Source organism: Mesorhizobium sp. CA14, assembly GCF_020165195.1.
Taxonomy (GTDB): Bacteria; Pseudomonadota; Alphaproteobacteria; order Rhizobiales; family Rhizobiaceae; genus Mesorhizobium.
The window spans coordinates 49285-65417 of record NZ_JAIUHR010000033.1; the positions used below are offsets into that span (position 1 = coordinate 49285).

At 63.2% G+C, this 16133-nt stretch carries 16 protein-coding genes; 5 read left to right on the top strand and 11 right to left on the bottom strand.

The window, feature by feature from the left end; all coding sequences use genetic code 11:
* Positions 1–18: 18 nt before the first annotated feature.
* Both LB565_RS26095 and LB565_RS26100 read right to left on the bottom strand, forming a co-directional pair.
* Entirely contained in the window at positions 19–1182 is a 1164-nt protein-coding gene (locus LB565_RS26095) for an IS4 family transposase (protein WP_224588992.1), read from the bottom strand.
* 258 nt (positions 1183–1440) lie between these two features.
* Positions 1441–2736: an amidase gene (locus tag LB565_RS26100; protein ID WP_224588993.1), complete on the bottom strand. Its 1296-nt coding sequence runs from the start codon at positions 2734–2736 to the stop codon at positions 1441–1443.
* Between the two features lie 119 nt (positions 2737–2855).
* On the opposite strand from LB565_RS26100, the gene LB565_RS26105 reads away from it, so the two are divergent.
* Positions 2856–3203 (top strand): GFA family protein, encoded by a 348-nt coding sequence (locus LB565_RS26105; RefSeq protein WP_224588994.1) that lies wholly within the window; start codon positions 2856–2858, stop codon positions 3201–3203.
* A gap of 138 nt (positions 3204–3341) precedes the next feature.
* Here LB565_RS26105 and LB565_RS26110 read toward each other — a convergent pair whose 3' ends face one another.
* The 7 genes from LB565_RS26110 to LB565_RS26140 form a co-directional block, all read right to left on the bottom strand.
* Positions 3342–4445 carry an ABC transporter ATP-binding protein gene (locus LB565_RS26110; protein ID WP_224588995.1) on the bottom strand — a complete coding sequence of 368 codons (1104 nt, stop codon included), beginning with the start codon at positions 4443–4445 and terminating at the stop codon, positions 3342–3344.
* Entirely contained in the window at positions 4445–5551 is a 1107-nt protein-coding gene (locus tag LB565_RS26115; protein ID WP_224588996.1) for an ABC transporter ATP-binding protein, read from the bottom strand. The genes LB565_RS26110 and LB565_RS26115 overlap by 1 nt, the downstream gene beginning before the upstream one ends.
* Positions 5548–5769 carry a hypothetical protein gene (locus tag LB565_RS26120; RefSeq protein WP_224588997.1) on the bottom strand — a complete coding sequence of 74 codons (222 nt, stop codon included), beginning with the start codon at positions 5767–5769 and terminating at the stop codon, positions 5548–5550. The genes LB565_RS26115 and LB565_RS26120 overlap by 4 nt, the downstream gene beginning before the upstream one ends.
* Positions 5766–6722 (bottom strand): carbohydrate ABC transporter permease, encoded by a 957-nt coding sequence (locus tag LB565_RS26125; RefSeq protein ID WP_224588998.1) that lies wholly within the window; start codon positions 6720–6722, stop codon positions 5766–5768. The genes LB565_RS26120 and LB565_RS26125 overlap by 4 nt, the downstream gene beginning before the upstream one ends.
* Before the next feature lies 1 nt (position 6723).
* Positions 6724–7629, bottom strand: a complete 906-nt coding sequence (locus tag LB565_RS26130; protein ID WP_224588999.1) for a carbohydrate ABC transporter permease — start codon at positions 7627–7629, stop codon at positions 6724–6726.
* A 64-nt stretch (positions 7630–7693) separates the two neighbouring features.
* Positions 7694–9010, bottom strand: coding sequence for an ABC transporter substrate-binding protein (locus LB565_RS26135; RefSeq protein WP_224589000.1), 1317 nt, complete (start codon positions 9008–9010; stop codon positions 7694–7696).
* 352 nt (positions 9011–9362) lie between these two features.
* Positions 9363–10058: a TetR/AcrR family transcriptional regulator gene (locus LB565_RS26140; RefSeq protein ID WP_224589001.1), complete on the bottom strand. Its 696-nt coding sequence runs from the start codon at positions 10056–10058 to the stop codon at positions 9363–9365.
* A gap of 156 nt (positions 10059–10214) precedes the next feature.
* Between LB565_RS26140 and LB565_RS26145 the strand changes: the two genes are divergently transcribed.
* From LB565_RS26145 to LB565_RS26155, 3 genes are all read left to right on the top strand, one after another.
* Positions 10215–11411 carry a Tm-1-like ATP-binding domain-containing protein gene (locus LB565_RS26145; protein WP_224589002.1) on the top strand — a complete coding sequence of 399 codons (1197 nt, stop codon included), beginning with the start codon at positions 10215–10217 and terminating at the stop codon, positions 11409–11411.
* Positions 11412–11423: 12 nt separating this feature from the next.
* Positions 11424–12266: a phosphoenolpyruvate hydrolase family protein gene (locus tag LB565_RS26150; protein WP_224589003.1), complete on the top strand. Its 843-nt coding sequence runs from the start codon at positions 11424–11426 to the stop codon at positions 12264–12266.
* 63 nt (positions 12267–12329) lie between these two features.
* Entirely contained in the window at positions 12330–12746 is a 417-nt protein-coding gene (locus LB565_RS26155) for a cupin domain-containing protein (protein WP_224589004.1), read from the top strand.
* Between the two features lie 159 nt (positions 12747–12905).
* Here LB565_RS26155 and LB565_RS26160 read toward each other — a convergent pair whose 3' ends face one another.
* A complete protein-coding gene (locus LB565_RS26160; RefSeq protein ID WP_224589005.1) occupies positions 12906–14099 on the bottom strand; it encodes a M24 family metallopeptidase in 1194 nt (397 codons plus the stop codon).
* A 41-nt stretch (positions 14100–14140) separates the two neighbouring features.
* The gene (locus tag LB565_RS26165) at positions 14141–14455 is read right to left on the bottom strand and encodes a hypothetical protein (RefSeq protein ID WP_224589006.1); all 315 of its coding nucleotides are present in this window, start codon (positions 14453–14455) and stop codon (positions 14141–14143) included.
* Between LB565_RS26165 and LB565_RS26170 the strand changes: the two genes are divergently transcribed.
* On the top strand, positions 14434–16044 hold the full coding sequence (locus tag LB565_RS26170; RefSeq protein ID WP_224589007.1) for an ABC transporter substrate-binding protein: 1611 nt from the start codon (positions 14434–14436) through the stop codon (positions 16042–16044). The genes LB565_RS26165 and LB565_RS26170 overlap by 22 nt on opposite strands.
* The last annotated feature ends 89 nt before the right edge of the window (positions 16045–16133 follow it).

Genomic DNA, 16133 nt, shown 5'->3' on the forward strand with positions numbered 1-16133 from the left:
AGGGCTGTCCGGGGAAAGTTATTCATAGGCGAAGTCCAACTGGTTTGGGGAAGTTCGGTTGCTTCGGCGGCCGGGATTGACCGGAGGTGGCTTGTTGATGGCCTCGATTCTTCGGCGTTCGAACAGGCATTGGCTGACCAGATCGGTGAACCTGAGGATGGGCATGGCGATGCGGCAGGCCCGGGCGGCGATGCGCAGCAGCGCGTAGGCGATCATGGCGGCGAAGAGCTGCAGGCGGATGGCGTTGTCGTTGGTGCCGAGGAACTTGCGTATCTTCAGGTGCTGCTTGATCCAGCGGAACAAGAGCTCGATCTGCCAGCGGCCCTTGTAAAGGGCCGCTATCTCGATGGCCGAGCGCTCGAGATCGTTGGTCACAAGTGTGATGGTCTCACCGTCCTGACGCTGCACGGTGAGCCGTCGCAATGGGATCGGCAGCTTCGAATCGCCTTTGCTGGCCAAGCGCACTTCGGTATCTTCGATGACAGTGAAGCCGTCGCCGTGCGGCGCGGCCACGGGACGATCGCAAACCAGCTTGAGCCCCATGTTGGATTTGGGCCGGGTGACGAAGAAGGCGCCGGCGCCGGCGATCGCCGTCCACCAGCCATAATGGCAATAGCCCTTGTCGAACACGTAGGTGGCGCCGGTCTCGATGGTGATGGTGCGGCCGATCTGAGCATCGTTGACATTGGCGTCGGTGATATCGAGGACGCGCGGGCAGTCGCTGTTAGGATCATAAACCACATGCAGCTTCATGCCGCGGATGCGGCCGTTCGACTTGGCCCAGCCGCAGACCTTGCCGAGCGGGATCGGGGTGGAATCGATCAGCCGCAGCATGGCGGCGCCTTCGCGGCGCATATGCCGGTCGAGCTGATTGACGATGTTCTCGAAGGTCTCGGCAAACACGCCGACGGGGCGTCGCCGGTTGGCATCCGACAAGGTCGAGCGGCTCAGCCAGCCGCTGCCCAGGTGATAATGATGCTGGCAGTTGGCGTTCCAGCCGGCTTCAAGGCCGCGCAGGCTGTCGGCGCCGCTCAACTGCGCGTAGATCAGCACCATGAGATGGTCCCAGCTGTGGAACGACTTGTCGTAGGCGTCCCCGTCATGGCTATCCACAGTCGCTTGGAAGCGGCGCCGATTGATCGGTTCAACCAGCTTGCCAAGAATGCTAGGTGTAAAGCGCATGCCCCGTCCCTTTCTGAGTCTCGACAACCAGAAGGTAGACGGAAAACCGCCGTCTTACGGGGCATGCGCATGTGGCATTTCGATTCACCCCTCTCTTTCCCCGGACAGCCCTGCCTCCGGAGGGAAAGGAAGGGAGCCCTGCTGGACGAGTGTTGACCGCAAGAAGCTTGGCACCTTCCTCTCCCCCGTCGATCGGGGGAGAGGTGGCTCGGCGAAGCCGAGACGGAGTGGGGGTCGACCAGCGCTACATTAGCCAATTCATGTGCCAAGCAAGGCCTCGACCGTGGCGGCAATGCGCAGCAGTCGGCGATCATCCCCATGCTTGCCCACCAGCATCAATCCTGCCGGCAGCTTGGTGCCGGGCATCGGCAACGAGATCGCGCAGAGGTCCAACTGGTTGGCGATCTGCGTGTTACGCAAGAGCAGCCCTTCCGTCCTGTCGCGCAGCGCTTCGTCGCCGGTCATAGCGGCGATGGAGGGCGCGACCATCGGCACGGTCGGCAACGCCAGCGCATCGACTGCCTCGAGCCGTTCCGCCATGGTAGCCGCGAGCTCGCCGCGGCGGCGGATCGTGCGGATATAGGCCGAAGCGGGAACGGCCAGCGCGCGCGTCAATGGCCCGGTGACATGCGGATCGACCGGCACCGACGCGCCGCTCGTCAGCCAGTCGGCATGCACCTCCGCGCCTTCCATGGACGCGATCGTGCCGCGCCTGGTGGCAGCCCGCATCTCGGCGATAAGATCGTCAATGGACAAATCGGCGGCGCGGGCGCCGGCCAGCCCGATCCTGTCGATGCAGGTCTCGAAAGCCGCGGCGACCTCGGCTTGCGTCTCGCCGAACAAGATGCCGCGCGGAATGCCGATGCGCAGGCCGGCGAGCGAAACCGGCTGAAGAGCCGCCGGCTCTTCCCTCGCCATGATGGCATCGGCGACGGCGCAATCGGCGACGCTGCGGGCAAGCGGACCGACCGAATCCAGCGTCATCGACAGCGGAAAGGCGCCCGTCAAAGGCACGCGCCTCGCCGTCGGCTTGAAGCCGACCACGCCGTTGAGCGAGGCGGGGATGCGCACCGAACCGCCAGTGTCCGAACCGATGGAGATCTCGCTCGTGCTCTCGCCGACCGCGACGCCCGCCCCAGACGACGAGCCGCCCGGGATCAGGCCGGCATCGGCAGCATTGCCCGGCGTGCCGTAATGCAGATTGTCGCCGATCGCGGTGAAGGCGAACTCGGTCATGTTGGTCTTGCCGAGGATGACGGCGCCCGCCTGGCGCAGCCTCTGCACGATTACTGCGTCCCGCGCCGCCGGTTCGGCGCTGGCGCGGATCAGCGATCCGGCCGCTGTCGGTTCGCCGGCGACGTCGAACAGGTCCTTGATCGAAACGATGCGTCCGTCGAGCGGCCCAAGGCTGACGCCGGCCTTGCGACGGGCATCGGATGCGTCGGCGGCCGCCCGCGCGGCCTCGGCATAGAGCTTCGTATAGACCCTCTCGTCCCCCGCCCGGTTGGCAAGACGTGACAGGATGATTTCGAGACGGTCGCGGATGGATTGCATTTTCGGTGTCGGGCCTTGCAAAATTGCAACGTCTTTTAGGCGTGCGGCCTGATGTTGGCCGGCGAAGAGATAACCCGGCAAGTGTGCCTTTGCACCCTGCCAGCGATGGAAAGATGCTGATGCTGTACAAAGGCAGCTGCCACTGCGGCAAGGTGGCGTTCGAGGTCAAGGGGGAGATCGGCGGCGCGGTGCGCTGCAACTGCTCGATCTGCCGGCGCAAGGGGGCGCTGCTGTGGGCCGTGCCGCATGAGAAGCTCAATCTGGTCGCCTGGGGCGACGACCTCGGCCGCTATACTTTCGGCAAGGCCCAGATCGCGCATCGCTTCTGCCGCACCTGCGGCATGCATCCCTTTGCCGAGGACGTCGGCGAAGGCGGCGGGCGGACGGCCTACATCAATATCAACTGCCTCGACGATGTTGATATCACCGCAATCGAAGTGTTCGAGTTCGACGGCCGCTCGGCCTGAAGCTAGATTGACGGCCCGGCGCTCGTGAGAGCCGCCGGGCCGATGCCTGAGAGGCAAGCGGTCTTCGCTACTTGGCGGCCTGCTTCGGCCCCATCAGGAAGGCCACAGCGCCGCGAGCAAGGCAGCAGGTTAAGACTTCTATCCGGCGTGCCGCAGGCTGACGCCGCTGCCCTTGTCGAACATCACCACCTTGTCCGGATTCCAGGCAAAGCGCACCGGCTGTTCGATCGCGACGTCGGTCCTGGCCGGCACGGTCGCCCGCAGCATCGTGTCGCCGACCCTGAGCGTCAGGATCTTCTCCACGCCATGGTTCTCGACATCGTGGACGCTTGCCTCGACCGGCGCCCCGCTCTCCAGATAGACGTCCTCCGGACGAATGCCGAAGACGAGCGGGCGACCATCGGTCGCGCCGCTCGCCCGGCCCCCGCCAAAGCTCTTGGCCGCAATTGTGAGCGGCAGTTCGAAATTCACCGGCGCCATCACGGCGCGGTCGTTGACCAGCCTGCCGTCGATGAGGTTCATCGGCGGCGAGCCGACGAAGCTCGCGACATAGGTGTCGCGCGGATTGTTGTAGATCTCATGGGGCGTGCCGGTCTGAACGATGCGGCCATGGTTGAGCACGCCGACCTTGTCGCCCATCGACATGGCCTCGATCTGGTCATGCGTGACGAACAGGAACGTGGCGCCGAGCTGCATCTGCAGGTTCTTCAATTCCGTGCGCAGCGCTTCGCGCAGCTTGGCGTCGAGCGCCGACAGCGGCTCGTCCATCAGGAACACGCGCGGCTTGCGCACGATCGCGCGGCCGATCGAGACGCGCTGCATCTCGCCGCCGGAAAGCCGGTCGGTCTTGCGGTCGAGCAGATGCTCGATACGAAGCGTGCGGGCGGCGCGCGCCACACGGTCCTTGATCTCGGCATCCGGCAGCCGGCGGATCTTCGGCTTCAGCGGGAATTCGAGGTTCTGCCGTACCGTGTAGCGCGGATAGAGCGAATATTGCTGCAGCACCAGCGCGACATCGCGCTCGGCCGCACCCCAGTCGGCGACGTCGACGCCGTCGATGAAGACCTGGCCCTCGGTCGGCTTTTCGAGCCCAGCAATCAACCGCAACGCCGTCGTCTTGCCGGCGCCGGTTTCACCGAGCAGCACGAAGAACTCGCCGTCGGCAATGTCGAGGTTGAGTCCGGTCAACGCCGTGTGGCCGCCGAACTTCTTGGTGATGTTCTTCAGTTCGATATGGGCCATTACAGCCTTACTCCGAGTGACTTGCCACTTGCCGTGTCGAAGAAATGCGCCTGCTCGGGATCGATGCGCACATGGACCTTTTCGCCGGGACCCGAGACGTAACCGGCCTTGGTACGGGCGCGCAGCATCTTGGAGCCGACCTTGAGGTCGACAATGTCGAAGGATCCGAGCGGCTCTATGATGTTCGCCTCGACTGGTATGTAGCCGGGCGCCGCATCGTGCCGGACGAGCACGCCCTCCGGACGGATGCCGAGCGTCACCCCGCCATTGGCTGCATGCCCGTTGAGCTTGGACAGGAGCTGGCGCGGGAACTCGAAGCCGGCCGGCGCATCGCCGACGGTTACGGAGGCGGCGCCCGCTTGATCCGCGACACTGGCCTCGGCGATGTTCATCACCGGGCTGCCGACGAACTGCGCCACGAACAGGTTTGCCGGATGCGAATAGACATCGTCCGGCGTGCCGACCTGCTGGATGAAGCCTTCATGCATGATGACGATACGGTCGGCGAGGCTCATCGCCTCGATCTGGTCGTGCGTGACATAGATCGTGGTCGATCCTTGCTTGACGTGCAGGCGCTTGATCTCGGCGCGCATTTCCTCGCGCAGCTTGGCGTCGAGCGCGCCGATCGGCTCGTCCATCAGCATCGCCTTCGGGCGCCGCACCAGCGCACGGCCGATGGCCACGCGCTGCATGTCGCCGCCCGAGAGCGCCGACGGCCTCTTGTCGAGCAGGTCGGTGATGCGCAGGACCCGGGCGACCTCGCGCACGGACTTGTCGACCTCGCCGCTGCTCATGCGCGTTGCGCGCAGCGGAAAGGCGACGTTCTCGAACACCGTCATATGCGGGTAGAGCGAGAAGGACTGGAACACCATTGCGATGTCGCGATCGGCGGCCTTGAGGTGCTGCACCGCCTTGCCGTCGATCAGGATGTCGCCCTTGTCGATCGTCTCCAGCCCGGCTATCGCGCGCAGCGTCGTGGTCTTGCCGCAGCCCGACTGTCCGAGCAGCACGATGAATTCGTTGTCGGTGATGGCGAGGTTCAAATTGTGGATGACCTGGACGGCACCGAAGAATTTCTCGATGCCGCGAAGTTCGATCTGTGTCACTGCCGGGCTCCCTCATGCGTCGCGGCGCCGGTTTCCTCGCCGCGCTCCGGCGCAATCTTCGACGTGATGTTGAAGCCGATCAGCCCGGCCAGGATGATCGTCACGCCGTAGGAATGCAGGTTAAGGCTCCATGGCTGGCAGAGCGCGACGATGCCCAGCACCATGAGGATCTGCGAGGCCGGCAACAGGTATTTCTCGTTGATGGCGCGAAAACTCATTTGCGGATCGCTCCGAACGTCACGCCGCGCAGCAGATGATTGCGCAGCAGGAAGGTGAAGATCGCAACCGGCAGCAGAAACAGGAAGGTGCCCGCCGCGATCGTCGTCCAGTCCGGCAGGCCGGAGCCGATCTGCGATGGAATGAAGGGCGGCGCCGTCTGCGCCCGCCGGTTGGTCATGATCAACGCGAAGGCGTATTCGTTCCAGGCGGTGATGAAGCAGAACACGGCGGTGGCGGCGATGCCGGTCGCGGCCTCGGGCAGCACGATCTTGAAGAAAGCCTGCATGCGCGTGTAGCCGTCGACGAGTGCTGCCTCCTCATACTCCTTCGGGATCTCGTCCATGAAGCCCTTCATCAGCCAGACCGAGAAGGACAAGTTGAAGGCGACGTAGAGGATGATTAGCCCGATATGCGAATCGTTGAGGCCGGCCATCCGGTACATCAGGAACATCGGGATCGCGACCACCACCGGCGGCAGCATGCGCGTCGACAGGATGAAGAACAGCAGATCCGCCTCGCCGGCGATCTTGAAGCGGGAGAAGCCGTAGGCGGTGAAGGTCCCCATGCCCACCGCCAGCACCGTGCTGATCACCGCCACGATCAGGCTGTTCATGAACCGGTCGGGATATTGCGACAGCTGAACGTCCTTGCCGACCTTCAACACGCGCTCCCCGCCGTCATAGATGCGCTTCTCCCACCAGGGCGCGGCATCATAGACTTGCGGGTCGACGGTCTTCTGCATCTGCACGCGCTTGGTGAAGAGCCGCACGAACGGTGTCACCTCCGGCTCGAACAGCACGGTCGGCGGCACGCTGACGGCGAGTTCCTTCGGCTTGAACGCCGTGGAGGCGATCCAGTAGATCGGCGCCAGGAAGACCAGCGTGGCGATCAGCACCGCGGCGATGGCGATGCGGTTGAAGGCGACCTCGGAAGAAGTGCGGACGGCGGCCATGTCAGCGCTCCTTCACCTTGTTGAGATACTTCACGTAGAGGTTGGTGATCGCCAGCACCATGATCAGGACGATGTAGGCCAACGCGCAGGACTTGCCCGTATCCCATTGCTGGAAGGCCTGCTTGTAAAGCCGGATTGCGATCAGCTCGGCCGTCGGCTGAGTGGTCATGGTGTAGGCGATGTCGAAGGTCTTGAAGGCTTCCATGGTGCGGAAGATCAGCGCGATCAATAGAATCGGCGAGACCAGCGGCAAGGTGATGCGGGTGAAAGTGTACCACCATCCGGCACGGTCGATCGCGGCCGCCTCGTAGAGATGCTGCGGCACCGCCGAGAGTCCGGCGAGCGAGAGCAGCATGACGAAAGGCGACCACATCCAGATATCGGTGATCGCGACCGCATAGAGCGCGCTGTCGGGATTGGAGAGCCAGGCGAAGTCGCCGAGCCTGAACACATAGTTGATCGGTCCCCAGGACGGGCTATAGAGCAATTGCCAGAACAGGCCGACGACCGCCGCCGACATCATCATCGGCAACAGCAGAAGCGTGGTGATCAGGCCCTTCATCGGGAAGCTGCGGTTGAGCAGAAGGGCGAGGCCGAAGCCGACGATCATCTGCCCGGCCACCGACACGATGACGTATTTCGCCGTGATGACGAAGTTCGACCAGATGTGGTCGTCGCTCAGCAGCTCGCGATAATTCTGCAAGCCGACGAACTGCCAGGGCTCCGCGCGGTTGGCCGCGAAATTGGTGAAGGAATAGCCGAGCGAATAAATCAGCGGAAAAATGTTGAAGACGATCAGAAAGACCAGCGTCGGGATGATGAACAGGTTGCGGATGGTCAGATCGGACCAGCCGCGCGCGGCGGCCCTGGACGCGGGATCAAGATTGGTGAGGGCTACCGAAGCCAACTTTGTCTCCTGAAAATAGGAATGCCGGAGGGGAAACCCTCCTCCGGCATTCTGACTGTGATGCTTACTTGTAGCGGTTGTACTTGGTGAAGGTCGCCTTCCAGTCGGCAGCGGTCTTGTCGAGCGCCTCCTGGGCGGTGCCCTTGCCGCCGACCACGAATGGATAGATGTTCTGGTTCAGCTGATCGAGCACTTCGGCGTATTCAGGCGTTGCCCAGAAGTCCTTGACCATGAACATCGTGTCGTAGAACGCCTTGTTGTAGGGCGTTGCGTTCTGGAAAGCTTCGGACTTGAGCACAGCCTGACTGCATGTGTAACCGCCGAGCTCGGCCCACTTCTTCTGCGTCTCGTCCTTGATGAACCACTCAAGGAACTTCATCGCCTCGTCCTTGTTCTTCGAGTACGAGATGACGGAGATGCCCTGGCCACCGAGAGCGGCGAAGCGCTTGCCGTCGGGCCCGGCCGGGTTGGCGAAGAAGCCGGTGACGTCGGCGTAAGGGTTGGTGGCCTTATTCACCAGCGGCGGGAAGAAGGCGAAGAAGTTCATGCTCATCGCGGCGAGGCCACCGGTGATTGCCTGGTTATCTTCCACGAAGAAGGTTTTGCCCCAGCCCGGAGGCGTGAACTTGTAGAGTTGCTTGTACATGTCGAGGCCAGCTGCGGCCTCTTTCGAATTGGTGATGCCGTCGACCTTGTAGGTTGCGTAGTCGCCGAGATCCCCGCCATAGCTGAAGATGGCGCTTTCGACACCCATCGCCATCGCGTCATAGGAGTTGTCGGTGTAGATGGCTACGCCGTAACGCTTCTGGTCCGGACGGTAGAAGAACTCCGCAATGTCGCGCAGCTGCGCATAGGTCGTCGGCACGGCGAGGTCGTAGCCGTATTTGGCCTTGAAGGCTTCCTTCTCCTTCGGATCCTCAAACCAGTCCTTGCGATAGGACCAGCCGATGGCGTCGCCTTCCAGCGGGATTGCCCAGTACTTGCTGGAACCGCCCGGGTATTCGGCGTAATACTTGATGGTCGCCGGCGCCATCACGTCGTTGAGCTTGTGCTTGTTGAAGAAGTCGGTGAGGTCGACATAGTGGCCTTGCGTCGAACCGGCGCCGAGCCATTGCGAATCGCCGACCACCAAATCGTAGGCGTCGCCATGCGCGTTGAACTCGGTGAAGGCCTTGGTCTGGAAGTCGGGCCATGGCGTTGTCTGAACCGTGACCTTCACGCCGGTTTCGGCCGTGTAGTCGTTGACGAGTTCCTGCAGGTAGTTGGCCGGATCCCATTCCGCCCAGAAGATGGTGAGTTCCTTATCCTGCGCGCGGACGGACGTCCCGCAGGCAAGCGCTAGGCCGACACCAGCAAGCACGCTGGTCACTAACTTGCGCATAGTTTTCCTCCCTTGTGCGCATTCTACCGTGTCATGCGGGGCCGGCAGCGAAGCCGGCCCTGGTAGTTCCTCCTGTGATGGCATCTCTCCGGTTCCAGGCCTCCTCGCCCTGCCGGAAATAGATCGCAGCCTTCACTTTCGATCCGCTTTATTCATCTTGATCTGGTATTACCAATTCTGCCTTGACGTCAAGCGCTTTCTTGAGTGGCTGGCGGCACCAAATAAGCCAAATATCACGACATCTGTCTGTTTTCCCTCGTTTTTCCTACTCCTTGATACGCGAAGGCCTTGTGACGAGCCATTCACTCCAATTAACATTCAAAACTGTATCAGCAATCTGGTCGAACCAGATTTAACCGATCGTCGCCTCAGGCGTCGCCGACATTCCTGCCGATTTTGCCTCTGATTCCGCCATCGTGGCGCGCACCAGCGCGCCCGCAGCCCATTGCGCCACCGACACCATCTCGGCGCTATCCAGCCCCCAGATATCCTTCAGCACCGTCACCACCTCGACGCCGAACATCAGCGACAGCGCCTGCGCCAGGCGTTTGAACTGGCGGGGCTTCAGGCGCCCCTTGAGCGGCGCGATCGCATCCTTCAATAAGTCGACGCGATGGCCGCGCGTGAAGGCGGGTTCCGATCCGAGCGTGCCCGCCTGGCGCCGCGCCCATTGATCGAGGGACAGTTTCAGCGCCGCTTTGAACGTCGCCTCGAAGGCCTCGATGCGCGGCATCGCGGTCGCGAACAGATCCGCCACGCGCCGCTCGGCATCGCCGGATGCCGACTTCCAGGTGAGGATCGGACCGAGCCCTTCATCGACCACGGCCTGCACCAGCGCCGCCTGGCTGGGGAAATAGCGGTAGGCGGTCGCGCGCGACACCTCCGCCGCCTCCGCGACCTCGCTGACCGAAGGGGTCATGCCGGACTGCATCAGCCTTGTCGCTGTTTCCAGCATCAGCCTCTTTGTGCGGGCGCGAGGCCCCTTCTCGGCGGCCGGCGCCTGGGAGGCATCATCGCTGGAGGCCGCTTGTTGACGTGAGACATCCATGTCAATACGATACGCGCGTCTCAAAAATTTGCAATGGCGCAACGCTGGGCAATAACGGGGTTCCCCACCAGCGACGAGGCTTTAGCCGAGGAGCTTAAGGATGGGGCAGAAAGGCGGGCGGCAAAGCCGACCATGCCGCACGACGGGGAACCGCGGATGAAGCGCATCTATGTGGTCGGCACCGCCGACACCAAAGGTGAGGAACTCGCCTTCCTGGCCGATGCCGTCGCGGCGGCCGGAGGCGCGGTCGTCCGTGTCGATATTGGCATACGCGGCGCGACCGTCCCGGTGGATATCCCTGCCAGCGAGGTCGCCGCGCATCATGCCAAGGGAGCCGGCGCTGTTCTCGGCATCGACGATCGCGGCGCCGCCGTTGCCGGCATGGGCGCTGCCTTCGCCAATTTCATCCGCTCGCGGAATGACGTCGCCGGCGTCATCGGCATCGGCGGGGGCGGCGGCACCTCGATCGTCACTGCCGGGATGCGGGCGCTGCCGCTCGGTCTTCCGAAGCTCATGATCTCGACGCTGGCCTCCGGTGACACCGCGCCTTACGTCGACGTCTCCGACATCATCATGATGCCGTCGGTGACCGACATGGCGGGACTGAACAGGCTCTCCCGCACGGTGCTGCACAATGCCGCGCAGGCGATCGCCGGCATGGCCGCGAGGCCCGCCTCGACCGATGCCGACAAGCCGGCGCTCGGGCTCACCATGTTCGGCGTCACCACGCCCTGTGTAACCGCGATCGTCGAGCGCTTGCGCGCCGACTACGACTGCATGGTCTTCCACGCCACCGGCACCGGCGGCCGCTCGATGGAAAAGCTCGCCGACAGCGGTCTACTGGCGGGCGTCCTCGACATCACCACGACCGAGGTCTGCGATTTCCTGTTCGGCGGAGTGCTGCCGGCGACCGAGGATCGCTTCGGCGCCATCGCCCGCACGAAATTGCCCTATGTCGGCTCGGTCGGCGCGCTCGACATGGTGAACTTCTGGGCCTCACCGACCATTCCGGAAAAGTATCGTGGGCGGCTCTTCTACGAGCACAACCCCAATGTCACGCTGATGCGCACCACGGCCGAGGAATGCCGTAGGATCGGCGAATGGATCGGCGGCCGCCTCGCCCGATGCGACGGCCCGGTCCGTTTCCTCATCCCGGAAAAGGGCGTCTCGGCGCTGGATATCGAAGGCGGCGTCTTTTTCGACACGGAGGCCGATGCGGCACTGTTCGATGCCATCGAGCGTACGATCGAGCCGACCAGGGACCGCACCGTCACGCGCCTGCCACTGCACATCAACGACCCCGCCTTCGCCAAGGCCGCGGTCGAGGCATTTCTCGACATCGCCAAGAAGTGAGACAAGACAAGCATGGCTGCAATTCCGCGCAAGGAAATCCTGGAGAAATTCCGCAAGATGATCGCCGACGGCGTGCCGATCGTCGGCGGCGGTGCCGGGACCGGCCTGTCGGCCAAGGCCGAGGAAGCCGGCGGCATCGACCTGATCATCATCTACAATTCCGGCCGTTATCGCATGGCAGGGCGCGGCTCGGCCGCCGGCCTGCTCGCCTATGGCAACGCCAACGAGATCGTCAAGGAGATGGCCTATGAGGTGCTGCCGGTGGTAAAGAAGACGCCGGTGCTGGCCGGCGTCAACGGCACCGACCCCTTCGTCATCATGCCGCTGCTGCTCGCAGAGCTGAAGACGATGGGCTTTTCCGGCGTGCAGAATTTTCCGACTGTCGGCCTGTTCGACGGCACCATGCGCCAAAGCTTCGAGGAGACCGGCATGGGTTTTGGGCTCGAGGTCGACATGATCGCCGAAGCACACAAGCTCGACCTGCTCACGACGCCGTACGTCTTCAATCCGGACGAAGCGCGCGCCATGGCGCGAGCCGGCGCCGACATCATCGTCGCCCATATGGGTGTGACGACCGGCGGCTCGATCGGCGCCACCTCGGCGAAAACGCTCGACGCCTGCGTGAAGGAGATCGACGCCATTGCCGATGCCGCGCGCTCGGTGCGCAAGGATGTGATCCTGCTTTGCCATGGCGGACCGATCTCGATGCCCGACGATGCGCGCTACATCCTCGAGCGCTGCGAGAGACTGCACGGCTTCTACGGCGCAAGCTCGATGGAACGGCTGCCGGCCGAAGCGGCGATCGCCAGGCAGACGGCGGATTTCAAGGCGGTTTCGCTAGAGCATCGGACCTAAAAGTGGAAGCCGGTTTTGGGAAAATCCGATGGTCCGACAAAAGCGAAAAGAAGGGATGAGGAAATGGCCGACAAGAGCAAGGTGTTCGTCTACCCGAAGGATGTCAGCGCCTTCGGCTTCGATTGGGGCAAGCTGTCGCTGACCGTCGCGCCGGAAGTGAACGGCGCCGCCCGCTTCTCCGGCGGCGTCGTCGACCTGCCGCCCGGCAAAGGGCATACCCGCCACAACCATCCGGGCACGGAAGAGATCATCTTCGTCATCTCCGGCAATGGCGAGCAGATGGTCGAGGACGAGAAGGGCAATCCGGTGGTGGCGAAAGTCGGCCCCGGCTGCACCATCTACGTGCCGGAAAGCCGCTTCCATTCGACGCTCAACACCGGCGACCAGTCGATGCAGCTTTTCGTCGTCTATTCGCCCGCGGGACCGGAGCTGGCGCTTCGCGACCTGCCGGATTTCAGGCTGCTGCCGGCGGGCAAATAATCTTCAGCGTCGCAGCCCCTCATCTGGCCGCTTCGCGGCGGGGAGAAGAGGTTGGCGCTGGCACCAGCACGCTCCTCTCCCCTTGGGGAGAGGTCGGATTGCCCCGAATTGCCGTTCGCAATTCGCTGGCAATCCGGGTGAGGGGGAGCGCCGTCGAGGCTAAGCTGCCGCCCCACCCCTGTTCCACCCTCGTCCGCGATCTCCGAACATCGCATAGCCGGCATCGGTCACGGCCACCGTGTCCTCAAGCTTGATGAAACCGCGTGTCGGGTGAAGCATGGTGGTCTCGACCGACAGCACCATGTTCTTTTCCAGCGGCTTGGCAGCATACGTGCCCTCATAGGCGACCGGGTGATTGGTCATCAGGAACGGCGCCTCATGCGTGATCAGCCCCATGCCGTGGGCGAAGAAATCCGTATAGGCCGCGACCTTGGATGCCTTCAGCACGCTCTCCGCATGCGCGATCATGTCGCCGCCCAGCGTGCCGGCCTTGACCTTGGAAAAGGCGGCCTGCTGCACCGCTTCAACCTCGGCCAGAAGATCCTCCAGCTCGGCATCCGCCTCGCCAAGCACGCCCATGCGGCAGAGGTCGCCGATGTAGCCGTGGTAATTTCCGCCGGAATCGATCGACAACACCTCGCCCTTCTTCCACGCCTGGCTCGACGCCGCGCGATTGTGGCTGGAACCCAGCGTCAGCAGGCAATATTCGAAATGCGCGCCGCGGTTGGTCTCCTCCCGCCTGAGCTGCTCGATGATGTCGCTCTTGCTCGTGCCCTCGCGCGCCCAGCCAATCGTCGCCAGCATGGAATCGGTGATCAGCTCTGAAGCGATGCGCAGCTGTTCGAGCTCCGCCTCGGTTTTGATGGCGCGCATACGCTCCAGCATGTCGGTCGCGTCGATCAGCTTGGCATCCGGCAGCGCCTTGCGGATCAGCATATAGGCATCCGATGGCAGGAAGGCCGGCTCGATGCCGATGCGGGCGGCTTGCTTGCCGATCTGCTTGAGATGCTCCACGGCCAGATTGGCGGCATCGAGCGTGCCCCAGCAGGCGGCATGCAAGGTCGGCGTCCAGAACGGATGATTTTGATGTTCGCCGCCTTCCATCTTGTTGCCGATATAGGCCGCATGTTCCGGCCCGCCCTTCTCGTAAAGGACGATCGGCAAGTAGCGGCTATGACCGATCGCATCCATCGCCGCGAAGAAGATGAACCTGTAGCCGCCGAGCAGATATTGCGTGTTGTGCTTGGAGGTGGCGAAGAGCACGTCGATGCCGGCGTCTTCCATCAGCCGATCCACCCGCGACTGATCGAACGGGACATTGCTGACCTCGGTTTTGCCCGGAGCGATGTTCATCTGCCTCTCCCTGTTTTCATCGGCCGCAGGAGCGCCGAACGTCATGATGTATGGCTGTTGGCCAAATCTGCATCTTTTTGACCACTCTGGTCCAGCCAGAATTGATCACTTTCGCGCCAAAGGCGGGTTTCTGCCCAAATCCCGATCCCACCTTTCTGCAGCCTGGTCCGACCAGACAAGAGCATGAGAGCCTCTGTCGGCTGGCTGGTCCAGCGGACGGAAATTTCAAAGCCAAGCCATGATGCGCCAAATCCGTCTCTGGCGAAACCTTTGCCAAGGGCCATAATCACCGGATTGCCGCGCCTGCCATGGCGCGAAGAGGGGAGTTTGAGCGATGTCCGAATTGACGATTTCACGCCGCGGCCTGCTGGCCGGCTCGGCGCTGCTGCTGGCCTCGACCGCATTGCCCACCATCGGCCTTGCGCAGACGCCGAAGAAGGGCGGCCGGCTGATCGTCGCTGCGGATTCCGAACCGCGCAACCTCAACCCGGCAATCGTCGCCTCCAACGGCGTTTTCTTCATTTCCAGCAAGATCGTCGAGACGCTGGCCGAAGCCTCCTTCGATGCCAAGGACGGGCTGCAGCCGCGGCTGGCGCTTTCCTGGGAAGGTGCTGCCGACGGCTTGTCGGTGACCTTCAAATTGCGCGACGGCGTCAAATGGCATGACGGCAAGCCTTTCACCTCGGCCGACGTCGCCTTCTCGGCGCTGCAGATCTGGAAGCCGCTGCAGAATCTCGGCCGCACCGTGTTCAAGGACCTGGAGGCCGTCGATACGCCGGACGAGCTCACCGCAATCTTCAAATTCGCCAAGCCGACGCCGTTCCAGCTGATCCGCAACGCGCTGCCGGCGCTGTCGAGCGTCGTGCCGAAGCACCTCTATGAGGTGGGCAAGATCGAGGAGAACCCGGCCAACAACGCCCCGGTCGGCACCGGTCCGTTCAAATTCGCCGAATACAAGGCCGGCCAGTATTACCGGCTGACCCGGAACGACGCCTATTGGGGCAAGGACGAGCCCTATCTCGACGAGATCGTCTACCAGGTGCTCCCTGATCGCACGTCCGCCGCCGCGGCGCTCGAGGCGGAAGAGATCCAGCTCGCCGCCTTCTCCGCCGTGCCGCTCGCCGATCTCGACCGCATCTCCAAAGTGCCAGGCCTGAAGGTCATCACCAAGGGCTATGAGGGGCTGACCTACCAGCTCATCGTCGAGATCAACCATCGCCGCAAGGAGCTGGCCGATCTGAAAGTGCGGCAGGCGATCGCGCATGCCATCGACAAGGATTTCGTCGCCAAGACGATCTTCCTCGGCTATGCCGCGACCGCCACCGGCCCGGTGCCGAAGAACGATCCGCAATTCTACACCGCCGACGTGCCGACCTATCCTTTCGACATCGCCAAGGCCAATGCGCTGCTCGACGAAGCCGGCTACAAGCGCGCCGACGACGGCAAGCGCTTTGCGCTGAAGCTGCTGCCGGCGCCCTACTTCAACGAGACGAAGCAGTTCGGCGATTACCTGCGCCAGGCGCTCGCCGCGATCGGCATCGACGCTGAGATCGTCAACAACGACTCCGCCGCGCATATCAAAGCCGTCTATACCGACCACGCCTTCGACCTCGCCGTCGGCCCGCCGGTGTTCCGCGGCGACCCGGCGATCTCGACCACCATCCTGGTGCAGAGCGGCATTCCCGACGGCGTGCCCTTCTCCAACCAGGGCGGCTACAAGAACGCCGACCTCGACGCGCTGATCGCGAAAGCATCGCAGACGCTCGACACGTCGGCTCGCACCGAGCTCTACAAGGAGTTCCAGAAGAAGGTCGCGGCCGATTTGCCGCTGATCAATGTGGCGGAGTGGAGCTTCATCTCCGTCGCGCGCGACACGGTCGGCAACATCGCCAACAACCCGCGCTGGGCGGTGTCGAACTGGGCGGACACTTATTTGGAATCGTGACACACTCGCGCGGATGAGAGTTCGCGAGAGAATGGGAACTTGGGCAAAGGCCGAGTTCCCGCCCACCCCCCTCTGTCCTGCCGGACATC

Coding starts and splice junctions, on each gene's coding strand:
- LB565_RS26100 (WP_224588993.1), bottom strand. CDS start 2,736: ATGCAATCCATCCGCGACCGTCTCGAAATCATCCTGTCACGTCTTGCC.
- LB565_RS26145 (WP_224589002.1), top strand. CDS start 10,215: ATGAAGCGCATCTATGTGGTCGGCACCGCCGACACCAAAGGTGAGGAA.
- LB565_RS26095 (WP_224588992.1), bottom strand. CDS start 1,182: ATGCGCTTTACACCTAGCATTCTTGGCAAGCTGGTTGAACCGATCAAT.
- LB565_RS26170 (WP_224589007.1), top strand. CDS start 14,434: ATGTCCGAATTGACGATTTCACGCCGCGGCCTGCTGGCCGGCTCGGCG.
- LB565_RS26140 (WP_224589001.1), bottom strand. CDS start 10,058: ATGGATGTCTCACGTCAACAAGCGGCCTCCAGCGATGATGCCTCCCAG.
- LB565_RS26120 (WP_224588997.1), bottom strand. CDS start 5,769: ATGAGTTTTCGCGCCATCAACGAGAAATACCTGTTGCCGGCCTCGCAG.
- LB565_RS26155 (WP_224589004.1), top strand. CDS start 12,330: ATGGCCGACAAGAGCAAGGTGTTCGTCTACCCGAAGGATGTCAGCGCC.
- LB565_RS26135 (WP_224589000.1), bottom strand. CDS start 9,010: ATGCGCAAGTTAGTGACCAGCGTGCTTGCTGGTGTCGGCCTAGCGCTT.
- LB565_RS26150 (WP_224589003.1), top strand. CDS start 11,424: ATGGCTGCAATTCCGCGCAAGGAAATCCTGGAGAAATTCCGCAAGATG.
- LB565_RS26160 (WP_224589005.1), bottom strand. CDS start 14,099: ATGAACATCGCTCCGGGCAAAACCGAGGTCAGCAATGTCCCGTTCGAT.
- LB565_RS26110 (WP_224588995.1), bottom strand. CDS start 4,445: ATGGCCCATATCGAACTGAAGAACATCACCAAGAAGTTCGGCGGCCAC.
- LB565_RS26125 (WP_224588998.1), bottom strand. CDS start 6,722: ATGGCCGCCGTCCGCACTTCTTCCGAGGTCGCCTTCAACCGCATCGCC.
- LB565_RS26105 (WP_224588994.1), top strand. CDS start 2,856: ATGCTGTACAAAGGCAGCTGCCACTGCGGCAAGGTGGCGTTCGAGGTC.